14 protein-coding genes are annotated in these 19,022 nt (G+C 73.0%); 8 read left to right on the top strand and 6 right to left on the bottom strand.

The window, feature by feature from the left end:
• Positions 1 to 65: 65 nt before the first annotated feature.
• On the top strand, positions 66 to 1,385 hold the full coding sequence (locus tag ACZ7OY_RS10150) for a M14 family zinc carboxypeptidase (RefSeq protein ID WP_471910971.1): 1,320 nt from the start codon (positions 66 to 68) through the stop codon (positions 1,383 to 1,385).
• Positions 1,382 to 1,903 (top strand): SSI family serine proteinase inhibitor, encoded by a 522-nt coding sequence (locus ACZ7OY_RS10145; protein WP_471910970.1) that lies wholly within the window; start codon positions 1,382 to 1,384, stop codon positions 1,901 to 1,903. The genes ACZ7OY_RS10150 and ACZ7OY_RS10145 overlap by 4 nt, the downstream gene beginning before the upstream one ends.
• A 24-nt stretch (positions 1,904 to 1,927) precedes the next feature.
• Here ACZ7OY_RS10145 and ACZ7OY_RS10140 read toward each other — a convergent pair whose 3' ends face one another.
• The 3 genes from ACZ7OY_RS10140 to glgX form a co-directional block, all read right to left on the bottom strand.
• Positions 1,928 to 3,178, bottom strand: a complete 1,251-nt coding sequence (locus tag ACZ7OY_RS10140) for a M14 family zinc carboxypeptidase (protein ID WP_471910969.1) — start codon at positions 3,176 to 3,178, stop codon at positions 1,928 to 1,930.
• 202 nt (positions 3,179 to 3,380) lie between these two features.
• Positions 3,381 to 5,891, bottom strand: a complete 2,511-nt coding sequence (gene treY / locus ACZ7OY_RS10135) for a malto-oligosyltrehalose synthase (RefSeq protein ID WP_471910968.1) — start codon at positions 5,889 to 5,891, stop codon at positions 3,381 to 3,383.
• A 90-nt stretch (positions 5,892 to 5,981) separates the two neighbouring features.
• Positions 5,982 to 8,105, bottom strand: a complete 2,124-nt coding sequence (gene glgX, locus ACZ7OY_RS10130) for a glycogen debranching protein GlgX (protein ID WP_471910967.1) — start codon at positions 8,103 to 8,105, stop codon at positions 5,982 to 5,984.
• A gap of 180 nt (positions 8,106 to 8,285) precedes the next feature.
• Here glgX and ACZ7OY_RS10125 point away from each other — a divergent pair, with 180 nt between their 5' ends.
• The 4 genes from ACZ7OY_RS10125 to ACZ7OY_RS10110 all read left to right on the top strand — a co-directional run bounded on the left by ACZ7OY_RS10125 (position 8,286) and on the right by ACZ7OY_RS10110 (position 12,655).
• Positions 8,286 to 9,098: a Tat pathway signal sequence domain protein gene (locus ACZ7OY_RS10125; RefSeq protein ID WP_471910966.1), complete on the top strand. Its 813-nt coding sequence runs from the start codon at positions 8,286 to 8,288 to the stop codon at positions 9,096 to 9,098.
• A gap of 52 nt (positions 9,099 to 9,150) precedes the next feature.
• Positions 9,151 to 10,470 carry a copper amine oxidase gene (locus ACZ7OY_RS10120; RefSeq protein WP_471910965.1) on the top strand — a complete coding sequence of 440 codons (1,320 nt, stop codon included), beginning with the start codon at positions 9,151 to 9,153 and terminating at the stop codon, positions 10,468 to 10,470.
• A 72-nt stretch (positions 10,471 to 10,542) separates the two neighbouring features.
• On the top strand, positions 10,543 to 11,811 hold the full coding sequence (locus ACZ7OY_RS10115; protein ID WP_471911208.1) for an SAV2148 family HEPN domain-containing protein: 1,269 nt from the start codon (positions 10,543 to 10,545) through the stop codon (positions 11,809 to 11,811).
• A 121-nt stretch (positions 11,812 to 11,932) separates the two neighbouring features.
• Positions 11,933 to 12,655, top strand: a complete 723-nt coding sequence (locus tag ACZ7OY_RS10110; RefSeq protein WP_471910964.1) for an exonuclease domain-containing protein — start codon at positions 11,933 to 11,935, stop codon at positions 12,653 to 12,655.
• Between the two features lie 84 nt (positions 12,656 to 12,739).
• On the opposite strand, the gene ACZ7OY_RS10105 is transcribed toward ACZ7OY_RS10110, so the two are convergent.
• Entirely contained in the window at positions 12,740 to 13,696 is a 957-nt protein-coding gene (locus tag ACZ7OY_RS10105) for a DMT family transporter (protein ID WP_471910963.1), read from the bottom strand.
• A 94-nt stretch (positions 13,697 to 13,790) separates the two neighbouring features.
• Between ACZ7OY_RS10105 and ACZ7OY_RS10100 the strand changes: the two genes are divergently transcribed.
• Positions 13,791 to 14,711: a LysR family transcriptional regulator gene (locus tag ACZ7OY_RS10100; protein WP_471910962.1), complete on the top strand. Its 921-nt coding sequence runs from the start codon at positions 13,791 to 13,793 to the stop codon at positions 14,709 to 14,711.
• 144 nt (positions 14,712 to 14,855) lie between these two features.
• Here the strand turns inward: ACZ7OY_RS10100 and ACZ7OY_RS10095 are convergent, their stop codons facing one another.
• Together ACZ7OY_RS10095 and ACZ7OY_RS10090 are read right to left on the bottom strand one after the other, a co-directional pair.
• The gene (locus ACZ7OY_RS10095) at positions 14,856 to 15,719 is read right to left on the bottom strand and encodes a phosphotransferase enzyme family protein (protein WP_471910961.1); all 864 of its coding nucleotides are present in this window, start codon (positions 15,717 to 15,719) and stop codon (positions 14,856 to 14,858) included.
• 239 nt (positions 15,720 to 15,958) lie between these two features.
• Positions 15,959 to 18,202, bottom strand: coding sequence for an MMPL family transporter (locus tag ACZ7OY_RS10090; protein WP_471910960.1), 2,244 nt, complete (start codon positions 18,200 to 18,202; stop codon positions 15,959 to 15,961).
• A gap of 227 nt (positions 18,203 to 18,429) precedes the next feature.
• Between ACZ7OY_RS10090 and ACZ7OY_RS10085 the strand changes: the two genes are divergently transcribed.
• Positions 18,430 to 18,978 carry a DUF1697 domain-containing protein gene (locus ACZ7OY_RS10085; protein WP_471910959.1) on the top strand — a complete coding sequence of 183 codons (549 nt, stop codon included), beginning with the start codon at positions 18,430 to 18,432 and terminating at the stop codon, positions 18,976 to 18,978.
• Positions 18,979 to 19,022 lie beyond the last annotated feature (44 nt).

Below are 19,022 nucleotides of genomic sequence, written 5' to 3'. Positions count from 1 at the left end.
CCAGGTGAACCGACGGCACCACATTGTGGAGGTGTGCCCTGCCGCCACTCCTCCGCTACCCGACCGTGGACGAACTGGGCACCCGGGCCGCCGCACTCGTCGCCCGACGCCCCCAGGACGCCCGGCTGCGCCGGATCGGGACGTCCCGCGCGGGAACACCCCTGTGGCTGCTGTCCGTCGGGCACGGCACCCGCCAGGCCCTGGTGGTCGCCGGACCGCACGCCAACGAGCCGGTGGGCGGCGCGACCGCGCTGCGCCTGGCCGAACGCGTCCTGGCCGAACCCCGCCTCGCCGACGGCGCGGACACCACCTGGAACCTGCTGCTGTGCCTGGACCCCGACGGCCTGCGCCGCAACGAGGGCTGGCTGTCCGGCCCTTACACCCTGGGCCACTACTTCCGGAACTTCTTCCGTCCCGGCTTCCTCGAACAGCCCGAGTGGCTGCCCGACGGCGCGGAGGCCGCCACGCTCCCCGAGACGCGTGCGCTGCTGAGCGTCCAGGACGAACTGAAACCTTTCTTCCAGTGCTCCCTGCACGGTGTCGACGTCGGCGGCGGCTTCGTCGAGCTGACCCGCGACCTGCCGGGCCTGGACCGGCGCGTCGCGCACACCGCGTCCCGGCTCGGCATCCCGCGCGAACTCGGTCCCTACGACACCCTGTACTGGCCCGGACTCGGTCCCGCCGTCTACCGGATCCCGCCGCCGAGCCGGGGCGACCTGGCCGCGGCCATCACCGAGGCCGCCGTCGAGTCCACCTGGTTCCACCCGCACCGGCACGGCACGGTCACCGCCGTGATCGAGGCCCCCATGTGGGGCGTGGCCGGCGTCGAGGACGGCTCCCGGCCCGCCGAACCGGACGAGGCGCTGCGTACGGTCAGCCGCACGCTGCGCCACGACGCCGGGCTCCTGGAGCTGATCCTCGCCCGGGTCCGGCCCCGGCTCGGGGACTCACCGGACGTGGCGCGCCTGCTCGCACCGGTCGACGACTATTTACTGGTCTGTCCCGGCCTGGCCGACGCGTGGGACCCCGACATCCGTGAGGGGCGCCCCCTGCCCGCCCTGCGCACCGCCCATCTCGCCGCCCTGCGGATCGCCGGACGGCGGCTCGCCCTGCGTACGGCGGGGCTGCTGCACCAGCTGGTGCGGGGCGCCGACGGCGATCCGGACGACGCGCTGGAGGAGCTGGACCGGGTCATCGACGAGTGGTGCGCCGACTACCGCGACGGCTGCGGGGCCCGCTGGATCCCGGTCGCCCGCCAGGTGGAGTACCAGTCGCGCGTGGTGCTCGCCACGTTCGAGCTGGCCGCGGCGCACGCGCGCGAGGAGTCCCGTTCGGGTGAGCGGGACTGGTGTCAGGAGACGGCCGTGCCGATGCCCCTTGAATGACGCACACGAACCACGCGACGCACACCAGGCACGACCGGCACTCGAGACACGACCGGCACGCGGCCCGCACGAGGGACGACCGGCAGGCGACGTACCCGGGGAACAGGGCACGTACGGCGTACGCGGCGCGCGGCGCCCTCCTGACGGCGGCCGCCCTGCTCGCGGTCGGCGCGTCGGCTCCGGCGGCCGCCCGGGACGTCCGCTCGGGCGACTGGCTCGTGCTCACCGTCACCCGGGGCGACGGCACCCGCCCGGGTGACACCCGTGGCGCCCTGCTGCTGTGCGACCCGCCCCGGGGGCACGCGCACGCCGCACAGGCCTGCGCGCGGCTCGCCTCGGCGAAGGGTGACATCGGCGCCCTCGCGCCGGCGGACGGCTTCTGCACGATGGTGTACGCCCCGGTGACCGCTCACGCGCGCGGGGAGTGGGGCGGGCGGCCGGTCGAGTTCACGCGGACCTTCACCAACTCCTGCGTACTGGCCGCGTGGACCGGCCCGGTGTTCGCGCTGGACGAGTGACCGGGGTGCGTGGCGCGGGCCGTCTCACCCGTCGCGGTCGCGCGCGTGCAGCGCGGCCGCGACGACGGTACGGGACTGGTGCTCGACCTGGTGCTCCAAGGGCACCCAGCGGGCGCGGAACCGTACCGCGAAGGCGTCGCTCCAGGCCGCCACGAGCTGTTCGAGACGCGGCGCCGCGCGGTCGTCGTTCTCCTGGAGGACCCGCAGCAGCATCGCCGCCGAACGCATCGGCAGCCGGCGGGCGAACGCGTCGACGCTGCCGACGTACGCCATCGTGGTGTCGGCCGGCGGTGTGTGGATCCAGTCCTCGACCAGGCCCGGCACCAGCTCCAGCACCCAGCGCGCGGCCCGCAGCAGCGGCCCGTCCACACCGGGCAGACGAGGCAGGGCCTCGGCGAGCACCTGCTCCACCTCCATGGCGTCGCGCCGCAGCCGGTGGGCCAGGCGCCGGATCGCGGCGGCGGGCGCCGGGTGCGGCGCGCGGTCGTCGACCAGGTCGCTCGCCCACATCGGCACCTCGACGACGGCCGTCAGACCGCCGTACCGGTGGGCGTGGTACCAGGTGCTGTGCCGTGCGTCGTCCGGCATGCTCGGGTACGCGGCGCCCGCGCCGGGCGCGGGCATCACATGCACCCCGGGCCCGCTGGCCGGCCAGCCCGCGGCGTCGGAGGCCCCCGTCTCCACCGGGATGTGCAGCTCGGCCGCGGACTTGGCGAACGGCTCCGCCAGGCCGGGGACGTCCTTCGTCAGCTGTATCCAGCTGCCGCCCAGGTCGGTGCCGTGCAGGGAGACCTGGAGGTAGGGCCGCAGCTCGTCGATGACCCTGGTCAGGGTGCGGGTCTCGGGCGGCAGCCGGTCGGGCGGCAGCACGGACGGCGACCACTCCGGCTGCTCCGGTCCGGCGGGCCGGAAGAAGCCGAGGTGGTAGTCGAACAGACTGCGTGGCGTCGGCGTCACGTGCAGACTCGCCCCGTCGGGGTCCGCGCACAGCAGGAAGTGCCAGGAGGTGTCGGCCCGCAGCTCCTGGTCGTGCAGCACCCGTGCGGCGAGGGCCAGCAGCGTGGAGCCGCCGACCGGTTCGTTCGCGTGGGCTCCCGCGACGACGAGGACGGCGCGCCGGGCGTGGCCCATGGACAGCAGATGCAGCGGTCGGCCACCACGCGAGACGCCCACCTGCCGCAGCGTGCACAGGCCGGGCCGGTGGGCGGCCAACGCCGCCGCGGACTCGACCAGTTCGGGAACGCTGGGGTAACGCTGCTCCGGCAGGAGACTCACCCCCGATAGGTCCGCCCTGCTTCGCATCCGCAGTACCCCATGGACTCTGTGGACTGTCAAGGATGCGCGGCGGGCCCTCCTCGGATCGCCCGCTTCCCCGCCGGATCTCCCGGATCTCCGCCGGATCCCCGCGCTCCGCCGGCCGCGGTCCGCCCCGGCCCCCGGCGCTCCCCGGCCCGCCGCAGCCCGTCCGCGCCGACCGTCACACCTCGCCCGCGGCGCCCTCGTCCGTCGCTGCCGCTTCCGCCGTGCCTGCCGTCACCGGCGTCTCTGCCACCTCCGCCGGCGCTCCCGCCTCCGCCGCCGCTCCCGCCTCCGCCGTCTCCGCCGTCTCCGTCGTGCCCGCCGCTCCGGCCGGTTGTCCCGTGTCGATCCGTTCCAGCAGTGCCACCGGCCGCTCGGCGAAGAGGTCCGCCACGCGCGTGTGCCCCGCGAACTCCCGGCCGGGAGCCAGCAGATCGGCCCACCGCCCCGGCGGCAGGGACAGCAGGGTGTCCCGCCAGCCGCCCGCCTCGGTGAGCCGCAGCGACAGCCGGGTCACCGCCGTCACGACCGTCGCCGAGCGGACGAACGCCAGACAGTGCGCCGCCGCCGAGCCCCGCGCGGCCAGCGGCGCGTACGTCGCCGCGTCCCCGAACACCTCGGGCCGCCGCCTGCGCAGCCGCAGCGCGGCCACGGTCAGCGCGCCCTTCTCCCCGGGATCCGCGGGCGGGAACCGCACCGGCCGCCGGTTGTCCGGGTCGACCAGCGCCCGGTACTCGGCCTCCGTGCCCTGGTACAGATCGGGGACGCCGGGCATCGTCAGATGGACCAGGGCCGCACCCAGCACGTTCGCGCGCAGATGCGGCTCCAGGGCGTCCCGGAAGGCGGCCACCCGCTCACCCGGCGCCCCGCAGGGCCCCACCGCGACGAACCGCGCCACCCGTTCCTCGTACGAGGGGTCCTGCTCGGTCCAGCTCGTGTACAGGCCGGCCTCCCGCACCTGCTTCAGCAGCGCCTGGTCGACACGTTCCGGGGCTGCGGGCCCGAGCCCGAACACCGTCTGCCAGGCCGCCCACGCCAGCTGGGGGTCCGGGCCGCCGTCGCCGTCGGGGGTCACCTCGGCCAGCACGTCGGCCCAGGGCCCGGGGCACTCGGTCAGCACGGCGAGGGCCGCCCGGACATCGGCGCTGCGCTTGGTGTCATGGGTCGTCACCACGCTGCCGCCGACCGGCCAGTCGCGCTGCACGCGTGCGCAGTGGGCGTGGAAGTCCGCCGGGGACACGGCCGGACGCCCGGGGTTCGCGCCGACCTCGGTCCCCGACAGCAGCGGCACATAGCGGTAGAACGCGGTGTCCTCCACGGACTTGGCGCGCAGCGCGGACGCCGTCTGCGCGAAGCGCGTACGGAACTCGGCCTGGCCCGGCCCGTCCCCGTGCCGTCCGAGTACGAGATCCCGTACGACATCGACCGCACCGCCCTCCTCGGGCACGACGAAGGCACGCCGGGCCTCGGCCGCGGCCGTCTCGGTGACGGCGGCGGCCGCGTCGCCCGAGGCGTAGGGCCGGTAGACCTCCAGCCGGACGAGCAGTTCCCGCAGCGCGGTCCGCAGCGCCCAGGGCGCCCGGTCGCGCAGCGCGGGGTCCGGTGCCGTGGCGCACAACCGGACCGCGACCCGGGTCAGCCGGTCGACCTCGGCGGCCAGCTCGTGCGACAGCACCCGGTACGCGGCCCGCCGTACCGTCGCCGCCCAGTCGCCGCCCCGGTCGGTCTGCGGAGCCGCGAACCGCCGGTAGTGGGCCAGGAGTTCCCCGGTCCCCGCCGCATCCGTGAAGAGGCCGTCGACGTGCCGCAGGGCGTCGTAGCCGGTGGTGCCGGCCACGGGCCAGGAGGCGGGCAGCTGCTCCCCGTCCGCCAGGATCTTCTCCACGACCGTCCAGCGGCCGCCGGTCGCCTCGTGCAGCCGCGCCAGATAGCCGTCGGGGTCGGCGAGCCCGTCGGGGTGGTCCACCCGCAGGCCGTCGATCACCTCCTCGTGGAGCAACTGGAGGATCTTGGCGTGGGTGGCCTCGAAGACCTCCGGGTCCTCCACCCGTACCCCGACGAGCTCGGAGATGCTGAAGAAACGCCGGTAGTTGAGCTCGGTACGGGCCAGCCGCCACCACGCGGGGCGGTACCACTGGGCGTCCAGGAGCTGCGGCAGCGGCAGCTCCTCGGTGCCCTCCCGCAGCGGCAGCACCTGGTCGTGGTAGCGCAGGACGTCGCCGTCGACCTCCAGGTGCCCGATCTCCGCGCCGAGCGGACCGCCGAGCACGGGCAGCAGCACCTGCCCGTCCTGTGCCTCCCAGTCGATGTCGAACCAGCGCGCGTACGGCGACTTCGGTCCCTCCCGCAGCACCTCCCACAGGGCCCGGTTGTACCGGGGAGCCATGGCCATGTGGTTGGGCACGATGTCCACCACCAGGCCGAGACCGTGCTCGCGCGCGGTGCGCGACAGCGCGCGCAGCCCGTCCTCGCCGCCCAGTTCGTCCCGTACGCGCGCGTGGTCGACGACGTCGTAGCCGTGCGTCGAGCCCGGCACGGCCTCCAGGACGGGGGACAGGTGCACATGCGAGACGCCGAGCGAGGCCAGGTACGGCACGACCTCCGCCGCGGCCCCGAACGGGAACTCGGGCTGCAGCTGCAACCGGTAGGTGGCGGTGGGCACCGTCGGGTCGGGTCGCTCAGGTGTCATGGCACCTACGTACCCGCCCCGCGGCCTTTCGTGACATCGCCGCACCCGGCTCCGCCCGTACGCCCCCGCCGGAGCGCCACCGGACAGGCCCTAGGTGGGCCGCCGCAGGACCGTCAGGCTGCGGTCGATCAGGGGCAGCCGGTCCCCGGCCCGCACCTTCTCGCCCGTCTGCGGCGCCACCCCCTCCGGGAGGGCCGTGTCGACCACGACCTGCCACTGCTGCCCGTGGTCGACCGGAACCACGAACTCCAGCTGCTTCGCCGAGGCATTGAACATCAGCAGGAAGGAGTCGTCGGCGATGCGCTCCCCGCGCGGGCCGGGCTCGGAGATCGCGTTGCCGTTGAGGAACACGGTGAGCGCCGACGCCTGTGCCGAGTCCCAGTCCCGCTGGGTCATCTCCTTGCCCTCCGGGGTGAACCAGGCGATGTCCGACAGCTCGTCGTGGGTGCCCTCCACCGGCCGGCCGTGGAAGAAGCGCCGCCTGCGGAAGACCGGATGGTCCTTGCGCAGCCGCACCAGTGCCCGGGTGAAGTCCAGCAGCCCGCCGCCCCCGGCGTCGCCGTCGGTGCCGGGCCACTTCACCCAGGCCAGCTCGCTGTCCTGGCAGTAGGCGTTGTTGTTGCCGCGCTGGGTGCGCGCGACCTCGTCGCCGTGGCTGATCATCGGCACGCCCTGGGAGAGCATCAGCGTGGCGACGAAGTTGCGCATCTGGCGCTCCCGCAGCGCCAGCACGGCGGGGTCGTCCGTCTCGCCCTCCACCCCGCAGTTCCAGGACCGGTTGTGGCTCTCGCCGTCCCGGTTGTCCTCGCCGTTGGCGTGGTTGTGCTTGTCGTCGTACGACACCAGGTCGTGCAGGGTGAAGCCGTCGTGGCAGGTCACGAAGTTGATCGAGGCCAGCGGGCGCCGTCCGTCGTCCTGGTACAGATCGGACGAGCCGGTCAGCCGCGAGGCGAACTCCGCGACCGCGCGGGGCTCGCCGCGCCACAGGTCCCGCACCGTGTCGCGGTACTTGCCGTTCCACTCGGTCCACAGCGGCGGGAAGTTTCCCACCTGGTAGCCGCCCTCGCCGACGTCCCACGGCTCGGCGATCAGCTTGACCTGGGAGACCACCGGGTCCTGCTGCACCAGGTCGAAGAACGAGGACAGCCGGTCCACCTCGTGGAACTGCCGTGCCAGCGTCGCCGCCAGATCGAACCGGAAGCCGTCGACATGCATCTCGGTGACCCAGTAGCGCAGCGAGTCCATGATCAGCTGGAGCACGTGCGGGGACCGCATCAGCAGCGAGTTCCCCGTGCCCGTCGTGTCCATGTAGTAGCGGGGATCGTCGGCCAGCCGGTAGTACGACGGGTTGTCCAGACCCCGGAAGGACAGCGTCGGACCCAGATGGTTGCCCTCGGCGGTGTGGTTGTAGACCACGTCGAGGATCACCTCGATGCCGGCCTCGTGCAGCGCCCGTACCGCCGACTTGAACTCCAGGACCTGCTGCCCGCGGTCGCCCCAGGAGGCGTAGGCGTTGTGCGGGGCGAAGAAGCCGATCGTGTTGTAGCCCCAGTAGTTGTTCAGGCCCATGTCCACCAGGCGGTGGTCGTTGACGAACTGATGGACCGGCATCAGCTCCAGCGCGGTGACCCCGAGCGAGGTGAGGTGGTCGATGACGGCGGGATGGGCGAGCGCCGCGTAGGTGCCGCGCAGTTCCTCGGGCAGCGCCGGGTGACGCATCGTGAGGCCCTTGACATGGGCCTCGTAGATCACCGTGTGGTGGTACTCGGTGCGCGGCCGCCGGTCGTCGCCCCAGTCGAAGTACGGGTTGACCACGACCGAGGTCATCGTGTGCGGCGCGGAGTCCAGGTCGTTGCGCCGGTCGGGGCTGCCGAAGTGGTAGCCGTACACCTCCTCACCCCACCGGACCGAGCCGCTGACCGCCTTCGCGTAGGGGTCGAGCAGCAGCTTCGCCGAGTTGCAGCGCAGTCCGCGCTCGGGGGCGTGCGGGCCGTGCGCCCGGAAGCCGTACCGCTGGCCCGGCATGACGCCGGGCACGTACGCGTGCCGTACGAATGCGTCGCTCTCGCGCAGCTCGACCGCCGTCTCCGAGCCGTCGTCGTGCAGCAGACACAGCTCGACTCGGTCGGCGGACTCCGTGAAGACCGCGAAATTGGTGCCGGCGCCGTCGTACGTGGCACCGAGTGGGTACGCCTCTCCAGGCCAGACCTGCATGGACACGACTCTTTCAGGTGGACGGCGGCGCTGGGGGCGCCTTGGTCCCGAGTCTGCCCGAAAGTGATGGAACCACCTGTGACTTACGCCCCTCTTACCGTCCGACCAGTGCATACGACGTATGCCGAACAATCGGGGCAAACAGTTACTCCCGGTGCTTTGGGGGAGTAGGGGGAACACGTGCGCGAGATAGTGCACCGCCACCTGGGAAAGGTGGTGGCCGGAGCGGCCATGGCGGTGGTGGGGACCGCCGTCGCGGCCGCGATCACCCTGCCCGGCACGGCGGGGGCGGACGAGACGGGAGCGGGCAAGGGCGGGCATTCGGCCCGGCAGGCGGCCGCCGGTCAGGGCGGCGCCACGGTCGGGCCGGGAGTCGTGGCACCGGCACCGGCCGAGGGAGCCAAGGGCACGGGCCGGGACCCGCTGACCGACGACGAGACGAAGCGGGTCGAGCGGATCGCGCTGGGCGGACAGTCGCTCGCCTCGGGGGAGAACGTGACGGGCGGACGCGGCCCGCAGCGCATCGGCGTCGACCTCGCCGAGCCGGAGACCGCGGAACTCGACGACCCGGACGCGCCGCGCCGCGCGGACGTCACGTTCTACGACTACCGCGACGACACGCTCGTCACCCGGACCGTGAACCTGGACACCGGGAAGGTGGAGCGGACCGGCACCCAGCACGGTGTCCAGCCGCCGCTGAGCCGGGACGAACAGACCGAGGCCGCCCGGCTGCTGATCGCCGATCCGGCGGGCGCGGGCCTGAAGGCGGACTACAAGGACGCCACGGGCCAGGAGCTGACCTCGCCGGACCAGCTGCTGATCACCGGCATGGTCTACCGGGCCACGCCGGGTGCCCAGTCCGCCGTGCTCGACAAGTGCGGCGAGCACCGCTGTGTGCGGCTGTTCCCGAAGGTCAAGAACGGGCCGTGGATCGACGCCAGGTCGCTCGTCATCGACCTGAGCGCCCGCAAGGTCGCCTCGCTCGCCCGCTGAGGCACGCCGCGTCCAGCCCGCAAAACCACCTCCTCAAGGGAGTCATTTCCTCATGCGCGTGAACAGAATCGGCCGTGCCCGCACCGCGGTGGTGGGACTGTCCCTGGTGGCGCTGGCCGCCGGAGTGACGACCGCCGCGGGACCGGCGGCCGCCCGGCCGAAGACGGCCCCCACGGCGCCGGCGCCGGCGTGCAGCACCGCCTTCCGGATCGAACAGAAACTCGCCAGCGGCACGACCTGGCGCATGTGCTGGCGCTTCGAGAGCAGGTCCGGGCTGGTCCTGGAGGACGTCTCCTACCAGCCGCCCGGCGAGGCCGCTCCGATCAAGGTCCTCAACAGCGCCAAGCTCGCCCAGATCCATGTGCCCTACGACGACGGCAAGAACGAGTTCAACGACGTCACCGACTACAACTTCGGCTCGGGGCTGGTGAACCTGGCCCCCGCCGAGTGCCCCGGCGGCACCATCCGGTCGGTCAAGGTGCCCGAGGGCATGGACCCCGCGCACCCGAACGTCAAGGGCCTGTGCACCACGACCCGTTCGCGCGGACACGCCTACCGCATGCAGGCCGACACCGGCGACAAGGTGTACCAGGCCCAGGGCAAGGACCTGCTCGTCTACACGGTCAACAAGGTCGGCTGGTACGAGTACATGACGGAGTGGCGGTTCCAGGACGACGGCACCGTCAACATGAACGTCGGCGCCACCGGCAGCCTCTCGCCGTACGACTACGACGCCGGCGACGGCCGCGGCTGGCCGCTCGGCAAGGGCGCCAGGGCCTACGCCACCAGCCACAGCCACAACGTGTTCTGGCGGCTCGACTTCGGCCTCGACGGCTCCTCCAAGGGCCGCGTCGAGCAGTACGACTCGGTCGTCAGTCCGCCCGCCGCGGGCGGACAGGGCCCGACCAACAAGACCACCCGCACCAACGTCACCAAGGAACTCGCGGGCGACGCCAAGGACATGCGCTGGTGGCGCGTCGTCAGCGCGACCGGCAAGAACAAGGACGGCCACGCGCGTTCCTACGAGCTCGTCCCCGGGCCCACCGCCAAGTACCCGGGCCGCGCCTTCACCAAGCACGACGTGTACTTCACCGAGTACAACAAGTGCGAGCAGTACGCCAGCAACAACCCGCTCAACTGCGGTGCCGGGCACGGGAAGTCGGTCGACACCTGGGTCAACGGACAGACCCTCACCCACCCCGTCGTGTGGGTGAACGTGGGCTTCCACCACATAGCCCGGGACGAGGACCAGCAGCCCATGCCCGTCCACTGGCAGGGCTTTTCGATCGCACCCAGGGACGTGACCGCTATGAATCCGCTCACTCCGGCCGCCCTCGCGGGGCAGAACGGTCAAGTGGAACCTCGTAGTTGAGAAACGACCATGGCCATCCGGCTGCACCGCCGACCGCTCCCGGAGTACCCTTCCTTGATCGTTGGGACGGGGATGCTCGGGGGAGCGGAAGGCGGTGCGCGGGTGGGCTCGGGAGGGCTTGAGTTGCCCCCTGGTGACGAGGGTCACGAGGGGAACTCGGCAGAAGTCCCGCCCGGCACGGTGTCGCTGGCGCGGCCCATGGGCACCGGTTCCATCGGGCCGGAGCTGGACTGGGACGCCGACGCCTGGCGGGAGGTGCGTACGCGCGCCCAGCGGGCCGGCCGGGCCTACATCTGGCTGAACCTCGTCGAACAGCGGCTGCGCGCGGTCGTGGCCGCCGTCCTGCGTCCCGTCTACGAACCCGTCCACGGCGACGAGTGGGTGGTCGCCGCGGCCGGGCCCGCCGGCCAGGAGTGGGTGCAGCGCGCGGTCGCCGTGCGCGAGGTCAGCCGCCGCAAGGGCTATCTCCTCGACCCGGCCGACGACAACGTGATCAGTTTCCTCACGCTGCCCCAGCTGCGCGAGCTGATGGTGCAGCACTGGCCGTGCTTCGAGCCCTACTTCGACGAGCGCCGGGACGTCGAACTCGCCCTGGACGAACTGGAAGTCACCCGCAACGTCGTCTCCCGCAACCGGGCCCTGTCCGAGGCCGTCCTGAACCAGGCCGAGCGGGCCTCCGCCCGGCTCCTGGAGATGCTCGCCCCGAGCGGCGACGTGCCCTCCGCCCGGCGGCTGCCCGTCGACGCGGTCGAGGACCTGGTCGGCGACCGCTACGCGGACGTGGTCGCCGTCCACTCCGACCGTGTGCGGCTGCTGCGCCGGTTCCCGGCCGAGGACATCTTCGGCGGTGCCCGCAGGCTCGACGCCATCGGCATCGGCCTCAACCTGCTCGTGCAGAACTTCTCCGGGCGGCGCCTGGTGCGGCTGGCCGAGGCGGGCGCGCGGGTGCGGCTGCTGTTCCTGAACCCGGCCTCCAGCGCGGTCAAGCGCCGCGAGCGCGAGCTCGGCCTGAAACGCAGCGAGCTCAGCCGGGCCGTGGAGATGAACATCCTGCACATGCGCCGGGTCCGCTCCCGGCTGCGCGACCCGGACGCCTTCCAGATCCAGGTCTACGACGAGACCCCGCGCTTCACCGCCTACCTCGTCGACGGCGACGGCTCGGACGGCGTCGCGGTCGTGCAGTCCTATCTGCGGCGCACCCGGGGCATGGAGGCGCCGGTGCTGGTGCTGCGCAACGGCAACCGGGTGGTCAAGTCGGGCGAAGTGGACGAAGGCGGCCTCTTCTCGGCGTACCGCGAGGAGTTCGAGCTCGCTTGGGCCGATTCGCGTCCTGTGTCCTGAACTGTCCGTCATCGGGGCGGCCGGCCCGGGCCGGGCGGCGGAACGCGGTCCTCGGATTGTCAGTGGCGCGTGCGATCGTGTGGAGCACAGGGGGAAAGCACCACCGAGAAGGGGGGCCATCATGGCCTGGCACCGCGAGCTGTTGATCGGCTTCGACCTGGAGACCACGGGGACGGATCCCCGGGAGGCACGTATCGTCACGGGGGCCGTGATCGAGGTCAGGGGCGGACAGTTCCTGGGGCGGCGTGAGTGGCTGGCGGACCCGGGCGTGGAGATCCCGGCGGACGCGGTCGCCGTGCACGGCATAAGCAACGAACGCGCGAGCGCCGAGGGCCGGCCGGCCGACCGGGTCGCCGACGCGATCGCGGACGTCCTGACGACGTACTGGAAGACCGGCGTCCCGGTCGTCGCGTACAACGCGGCCTTCGATCTGAGCCTGCTCTCCGCCGAACTGCGCCGGCACGGGCTGCCGTCCCTGCGCGACCGGCTCGGCGGCCTCGACCCCGCCCCGGTGATCGACCCGTACACCATCGACCGCCGGGTCGACCGCTACCGCCCCGGCAAGCGCAACCTGGAGGCGGTCTGCGCGGAGTACGGCGTCGTCCTCGACGCCGCGCACGACGCCGCCGCCGACGCCCTCGCCGCGGCCCGGCTGGCCTGCGCGATAGCGGAGCGGCACCCCAAGGTGGCGGCGCTCGGTCCGGCGGAGCTGCACCGCCGCCAGATCGAGTGGTACGCCGACTGGGCGGCCGACTTCCAGAGCTTCCTGCGCCGCAAGGGCGACGCGCAGGCGGTGGTGGACGGCACCTGGCCGCTGCGGGAACCGGCGGAGCACCGGGTCTGAGCGGCCGCCCGGGTCGGGCGAGGCGCACGATGCGCTCGTGGCCGACGAGCCGGCAGCCGACCTGAGCGGTGCCGAGCAGGGCGATCAGACGGTCGTAGTCGTAGTCGTAGGTGCCGTGGCTGTCGTGGTCCGGCCCGAGGGGTCCTGTTGTGCGCGGTGGGCGCGGTGGGCGCGTTCCACCGACTGCCCCCAGTAGGTGCCGGCCACCATCAGGGCCGCGCCCAGACCGGTGAGCGGGCCGAGGTGCTCGCCGCCCAGGACGACACCGATCAGCGCGGCCCAGACCGGCTCCGTCCCCAGCAGCAGGCTGGCCCGGCTGGCGGAGGTGCGCTGCACCGCCCAGGTCTGCGCGAGGAACGCGAACACACTGCAGAACAGTGCGAGATACAGCAGCTGCGTCCAGGTCGCGCCGTCGGCCCGGACCAGACCGGACAGCCCGGTGACGGCGGCAGCGGGCAGGAACAGCGCCGTGCCGACCAGCGTCTGGAGCGTGGTCAGATGCAGGGGCCGGACGGCGCGGCGCGCGGTGAACCGGCCGACGAGCGCCACATGCACCGCCCGCAGCCCGGCCGCGGCCAGCATCAGCAGATCACCGAGGCGCGGCGCCTGGAAGCCGTTGTCCGACATCAGCAGACCGACGGCCAGGACACAGACACCGGCGGCGGCGTAGAAGGCGGGCGGCAGCCCGCCGGGATGACCCGACCGGTCGAGCAGCGGGGTGAGGACGATGGCCAGGCTGATGATCAGGCCCGCGTTGGCGGCGCTGGTGTGGGCGACCCCGTACGTCTCCACCACCAGCACCATGGCCTGGGTCAGCCCCAGCGGCACCCCCGCCCGGACCTCGTCGCGGGTCCACCGGCGCTGTCCGCGGCGGCCGGCCCCCATCACCCCCAGACAGGCCACCGAGGACAGCGCGTACCGCGCGAACAGGACGGTGAGCACGGGCAGCGCGGAGACGGCGGTCTGGGCGGACAGATAACTGGATCCCCAGACGAGCGCGACCAGGAGGAGTACCGCATCGGTACGGCGGGTTTCGGACACCCGCCCACCGTGCACCGCGGACGTCCCTGAAGCCCAGAACCAGTTTCTAAAATGATCTTTTAGGAGTCCTTCACTATGGCTCTAAACTGGGAAAATGGACGAACGGCAGTTGCGGATCCTACGGGAGCTCGGCGAGCTGGGCAGCGTCACCGCGGTCGCCGAGGCGCTGCTGGTGACCCCCTCGGCGATCTCGCAGCAGCTGCGGCTGCTCCAGCGCTCGGTCCCGGTGCCGCTCACCGAGCGCCAGGGCCGGCGGCTGGCCCTCACCGACGCCGGCCAGGCGCTGGCGGGCGCGGCCGTCGAGGTGGAGACCGCGCTGGCCCGGGCCCGGCACGCGGTGGCGGAGTTCGTCGGCCGACCGGACGGCGAGGTGTCGGTGGCGGCGTTCCACAGCGCGGGCCTGGCCCTGTTCCCGATGCTGCTCAGGGCCTGCGCCGGTCCCGGCGCACCCGCACTCGCCTGCGCGGACGCGGACGTGCCGCAGGAGGACTTCCCACGGCTGACCCGCGAGTACGACCTTGTCGTCGCCCACCGGCTCGACCACGCCCCGCCGTGGCCGCGCACGGTGACGGTGACCCCGTTGCTGCGCGAGCCGCTCGACGTGGCGATGCCCGTCGGCCATCCGCTCGCGGCGAAACAGCGGGTGACACCGCTCGACGTGGCGGGCGAACCGTGGATCACCGCGCACGACGGCTTCCCCGTCCTGGCGACCGTGGAGGCGATCGCCGCGGCGGCCGGCCGCCGGCTCCGGCTGGTGCACCGCATCAACGAGTTCACGGTGGTCGCCGAGGCCGTCGCCGCCGGGGGCGGCATCGCGCTGCTGCCCCGCCTGACCATGCGCCCGCACCCGGCCCTGGTGCTGCGCCCGCTCAGCGGTGTCCAGGCCAGCCGGCACATCGACGTCCTGTGCCGGCCCGAGCGCACGGCCCGTACGGCGGTCCGCACGGTCCTGGCCGAACTGCGCCGCGCCGCCCGCACGATCCAGGACCGCGACGCCCGGCCGTCCGACGGCTGACGTCCTCGTCCCCGGTCACCGGGTCGCCCCCGCCCCGGCGCCCGGCGGGTCTCCCGCCTCGGGCCCCGGGCCCCATGTCCCGGCCCCCACGCCTCGGGCCCGACGTCTCAGGCCCGACGTCTCAGGCCCATGTCTCGGAACGTCTCAGAAGGGATACCAGCGCACCGACTCGTCCCCGTCCCGCAGCGACGCCACCCGGCGCCGGAACTCGGCGAGCGCCTTGGGGTTGCTCGGGGCGTGCTGAGCGACCCAGGCACAGCTCGCGGTCTCCCGGGCGCCGCGCAGCACCGAGCAGCCCGCCCAGGTGCGCACGTCCCAGCCGTAGGCCGCGGTGAAGGAGTCGTACGCCTCGGCCGGCAGCCCGTAGCGGTCCCGGGAGAGCGCCATCACCACCAGGTCGTGCTCGCGCAGATCGGCGGAGAACGTCTCCAGGTCGACCAGGACCGGACCCTGTGGCCCGATGTGCACGTTGCGCGGCAGCGCGTCGCCGTGGATCGGGCCGGACGGCAGCTGCGGCACGAGCGCCGCCGAGGCGGCCGCGAAGCCGTCGCGGCGGGCCCGCAGATACGCCGCGTCCGCCGGGTCGATCGCGTCACCGGCCAGCCGCAGCCAGCGCTCCACCCCGCCCAGCAGTTCGCGCGGCGGCAGGGCGAAGCCGGGGGAGGGCAGGGCGTGGACGACCCGGAGCAGTTCGGCCAGATCACGCGGCTCGGCGGGCCGTACCGGGTCGGGCAGCCGGTGCCACACCGTCACCGGGTGCCCCGACACCAGCTCGGCCCGGGGCTCGGCCGCGCGCACCGCCGGGACGTCCGCCTCGGCGAGCCAGGCCGCGACGGCCAGTTCGCGCCGGGCCCGCTCGAGGAGTTCGGCGTCGCGTCCCACCTTGACCACCAGGCCGCCGACGGCGAACACCGCGTTCTCGCCCAGGGCGAGCAGCTCCGCGTCCCCGGCCGGTCGCGGCGACACCCCCGCCGCCGCCAGTACCTCGCGGGCCCGTGCCTCGTCCATCGTCCGCCTCCGCTTCCGTCTTCGCCGGTGTGTCCGTACCTGCCGTCCGGGCGGGCCGGATCCGGCTGCCCGGCCCGGCGGCGCGACCTGCGCAGGGCTCCGGCCGATCGTCGGCCAGTCTCGCATCCGTACAGGTCGGACCGGTGCCGCGGGCCCGTGGGCCGAACAGCGCGGCGGGCCCGCCGGTCTCCCCGAGGAGACCGGCGGACCCGCCCCGCCGTGCGTCGTACCGGATCGGCTCACACCCGGATCGGCTCACCCCCGTCGGTGACCGACGGGGCGGTCACGGCCTCGGGTGCCTCGTCGTGGGTGAGGTCGGGCATCCGGTCCAGCCACTTGGGCAGGTACCAGTTGCGCTCACCCAGCAGCGCCATGACCGCGGGCAGCAGCACACCACGGATGACGGTCGCGTCGATGAGCACCGCGGCCGCGAGGCCGACACCCATCTGCTTCATGGACTGCATGGACAGCGTTCCGAAGATCGCGAACACGGCGACCATGATGACGGCGGCACTGGTCACCACACCGGCCGTGGTGACCACGCCGTGCCGGATCGCGTCCGTCGTCGTACGGCCGCGCAGCCGCGCCTCGCGGATCCGCGAGACCACGAACACGTGGTAGTCCATCGACAGGCCGAACAGGATCACGAAGAGGAACAGCGGCAGCCAGGTGACGATGGCGCCGACGCCCTCCGCGCCCACCAGCGAGGCGCCCCAGCCGTGCTGGAAGACGGCCACGAGGATGCCGTACGCCGCGCCCACCGAGAGCAGGTTCAGCGCGATCGAGGTGATCGCGACGGTCAGGGAGCGGAACGACACCAGCATCAGCAGGAAGGCGAAGACGACCACGAACCCGAAGACCGGGGCGACCGAACCGAGCAGCTGGTCGTTGAAGTCGTGGTTGCCCGCGACGTTCCCGGTGATCGGCGCCTGGAGGCCGTCGACCTTGCCGAGCGTGGCGGGCCGTACCTCGTCGCGCAGCTTCTCCAGGCTCGCGCTCGCCCTGTCCTGGTCGGAGCCGCCGACCAGCGGTACGTAGACGAAGGCGATGTTCTGCGCGTCGTGCAGCTTGATCTCGACCGGGCCGCGCGAGGCGCCCGAGGTGATCGCCCGCTCCTTGAACTGCGCGAGCGCGTCCTTCACGTCCGGGGCGTTGATGTCCCGGGCCTTGACGACGACCTCGGCCGGCTCGGAGCCGCCGGGGAAGGCCTCGTTGACGCGGTTGTAGGTCTGCACGATGGACAGCGAGTCGCCGAACTCCTGGTCCAGGGTGAGGTTCTGGGTCTTCATGCCGACCGCGGGGGCCGCGATCGCCAGCAGCGCGCCGGCCGCGACCACGACGGAGAGGACCGGCCTGGCCAGTACGCCCTTGAGGACCGCGCCCCAGAACCGGCTGTCCCCGCTGCCGGACCGGCGGCGGTTCAGGAACGGGATCCGGCCCGCCTCGACCCGCTCGCCCAGCAGGGACAGCAGCGCGGGCAGCACCGTCACCGAACCGACCATGGCGACGGCCACGACCATCAGCGAGGCCAGGCCCATCGCCTCGAACCCGGCGAGTCCGGTGAACAGCATGCCCGCCATCGCCACGCACACCGTGACCCCGGAGACCACGATCGCCCGGCCACTGGTGGCGGCGGCGACCCGCAGGGCCGTCTGCGCGTCCCGGCCCGCCTCGCGCTCCTCGCGCTCGCGGCGCAGGTAGAACAGGCAGTAGTCGACGCCGACGGCCAGACCGACCAGCAGCATCACGGAGTTGGCGGTGTCGCTCATCGGCATCACATGGCTGACGACGCCCATCAGGCCCATCGTCGCCATGATCGCGGTGATCGCCAGGGCCACCGGCAGCAGCGCGGCCACCAGCGCGCCGAAGGCGATGAGCAGAATGCCGAGGGCCACCGGCACCGCGGAGTACTCGGCCTTCTGGAAGTCGTCCCCGAACGCGTCGGAGAACGTCTTGTTCATGCTGGCGCTGCCGATCTCCTCGACCCGCAGCGACGCGTGCTTCCTGCCGACGCCCTCGACGGCCTTGACGACGGGCTCCACCCGGTCCCCGGCGGTCTCGGCGTCGCCGCGCATGTCGAACTGCACCAGCGCGCTGCGGCCGTCCTTCGAGATCGTCTGTGTGTCGTACGGCGAGGTCACGTCGGTGACCCGGCCGGTGGCCCGCACGGCCTCGACGACCTCGGCGACCGTCGCGCGGAACTCGGCGTCGGTGGCCTTGACACCGGCGTCCCGGCTCTGGATCAGAACCGTCTCCCCGGCCGGCTCCGCGATCCCCGCGTCCTTCACGATCGTCGCGGCGGTGTGGGTCTCGCCCTTGAGCTGGTCGCTCTCGTCGACGTCGACCCGGCCCGCCGCCGAGCCGAGCCCCATCGCCAGGACGACGAACAGGACCCAGATCCCGACGGCCGCCCATCGGTGCCGGGCGCTCCAGCCGCCGGCCCGTGCGGCGATCCCCCGCACCCGTGCATCTCCAGTCCCCATGACGGGCCTGCCCCCTCGTCCGCGGTGACAGCCCCTGCCGCCACCTTTCCCCTCGACGGTATGGGTCCGATAAAGACATCTCGTCGTACTGCCCGGTGAGGTGGGGCGGCCCCGGCTCATCCCGGCGGACCGCGCCGGCTCCGCACTGGGGAGGATGATGGTCCCCTACACGTATCCCCGTCTCTCGGGGTGCGGATCGGGGGTACGGACCGCTCTAGGCTGGCGTCATGACGACTTATGCGGCGCTGCTGCGCGGAATCAACGTGGGCGGCAGCAAGAAGGTCCCGATGGCCGAACTGCGCGTCCTCATGGAGGGCCTCGGGCACACCGGTGTCCGCACCCATCTCCAGAGCGGCCAGGCCGTGTTCACCCCCGGCGACGGCGACGGCGACGAGGCGTCCCTCGCCGCCGAGCTCACGCAGGCGATCGAGAAGCGGTTCGGCTTCCCGGTCGACGTCATCGTGCGCGACCACGCCTATCTGCGGGCGGTCGCCGACGCCTGCCCGTTCCCGGCCGCGGAACTCGAGGCGAAGCAGCTGCACGTCACGTACTTCTCCGCGCCGGTCGACGAGGAACGCTTCGCCGCGGTCGATCGGGCCGCCCGTCTCCCCGAGGAGTTCCGCCTCGGCGACCGCGCCCTGTACCTGTACGCCCCCGACGGCCTGGGCCGCTCCAGGCTCGCCGAACAGCTCGCCAAACCGCGGATCACCAAGGGCCTGATCGCCACCACGCGCAACTGGAACACCGTCCTCAAGCTCGTCGAGCTGACCGGCTGACCGCCCGTCAGGGGGTGCCCGGGGCCGGTCCCGTCCCGTACGGC

Source organism: Streptomyces sp. NPDC107559, from assembly GCF_055657365.1.
Note: the sequence above shows the minus strand (reverse complement) of the source record. Positions and strands in the feature narration are given on the sequence as shown.

Bases quoted from the DNA above. Each gene is read 5' to 3' on its own strand.
- ACZ7OY_RS10145 (WP_471910970.1), top strand. From the start codon at position 1,382: ATGACGCACACGAACCACGCGACGCACACCAGGCACGACCGGCACTCG.
- treY (WP_471910968.1), bottom strand. From the start codon at position 5,891: ATGACACCTGAGCGACCCGACCCGACGGTGCCCACCGCCACCTACCGG.
- glgX (WP_471910967.1), bottom strand. From the start codon at position 8,105: ATGCAGGTCTGGCCTGGAGAGGCGTACCCACTCGGTGCCACGTACGAC.
- ACZ7OY_RS10120 (WP_471910965.1), top strand. From the start codon at position 9,151: ATGCGCGTGAACAGAATCGGCCGTGCCCGCACCGCGGTGGTGGGACTG.
- ACZ7OY_RS10115 (WP_471911208.1), top strand. From the start codon at position 10,543: ATGCTCGGGGGAGCGGAAGGCGGTGCGCGGGTGGGCTCGGGAGGGCTT.
- ACZ7OY_RS10110 (WP_471910964.1), top strand. From the start codon at position 11,933: ATGGCCTGGCACCGCGAGCTGTTGATCGGCTTCGACCTGGAGACCACG.
- ACZ7OY_RS10100 (WP_471910962.1), top strand. From the start codon at position 13,791: ATGGACGAACGGCAGTTGCGGATCCTACGGGAGCTCGGCGAGCTGGGC.
- ACZ7OY_RS10095 (WP_471910961.1), bottom strand. From the start codon at position 15,719: ATGGACGAGGCACGGGCCCGCGAGGTACTGGCGGCGGCGGGGGTGTCG.
- ACZ7OY_RS10090 (WP_471910960.1), bottom strand. From the start codon at position 18,202: ATGGGGACTGGAGATGCACGGGTGCGGGGGATCGCCGCACGGGCCGGC.
- ACZ7OY_RS10085 (WP_471910959.1), top strand. From the start codon at position 18,430: ATGACGACTTATGCGGCGCTGCTGCGCGGAATCAACGTGGGCGGCAGC.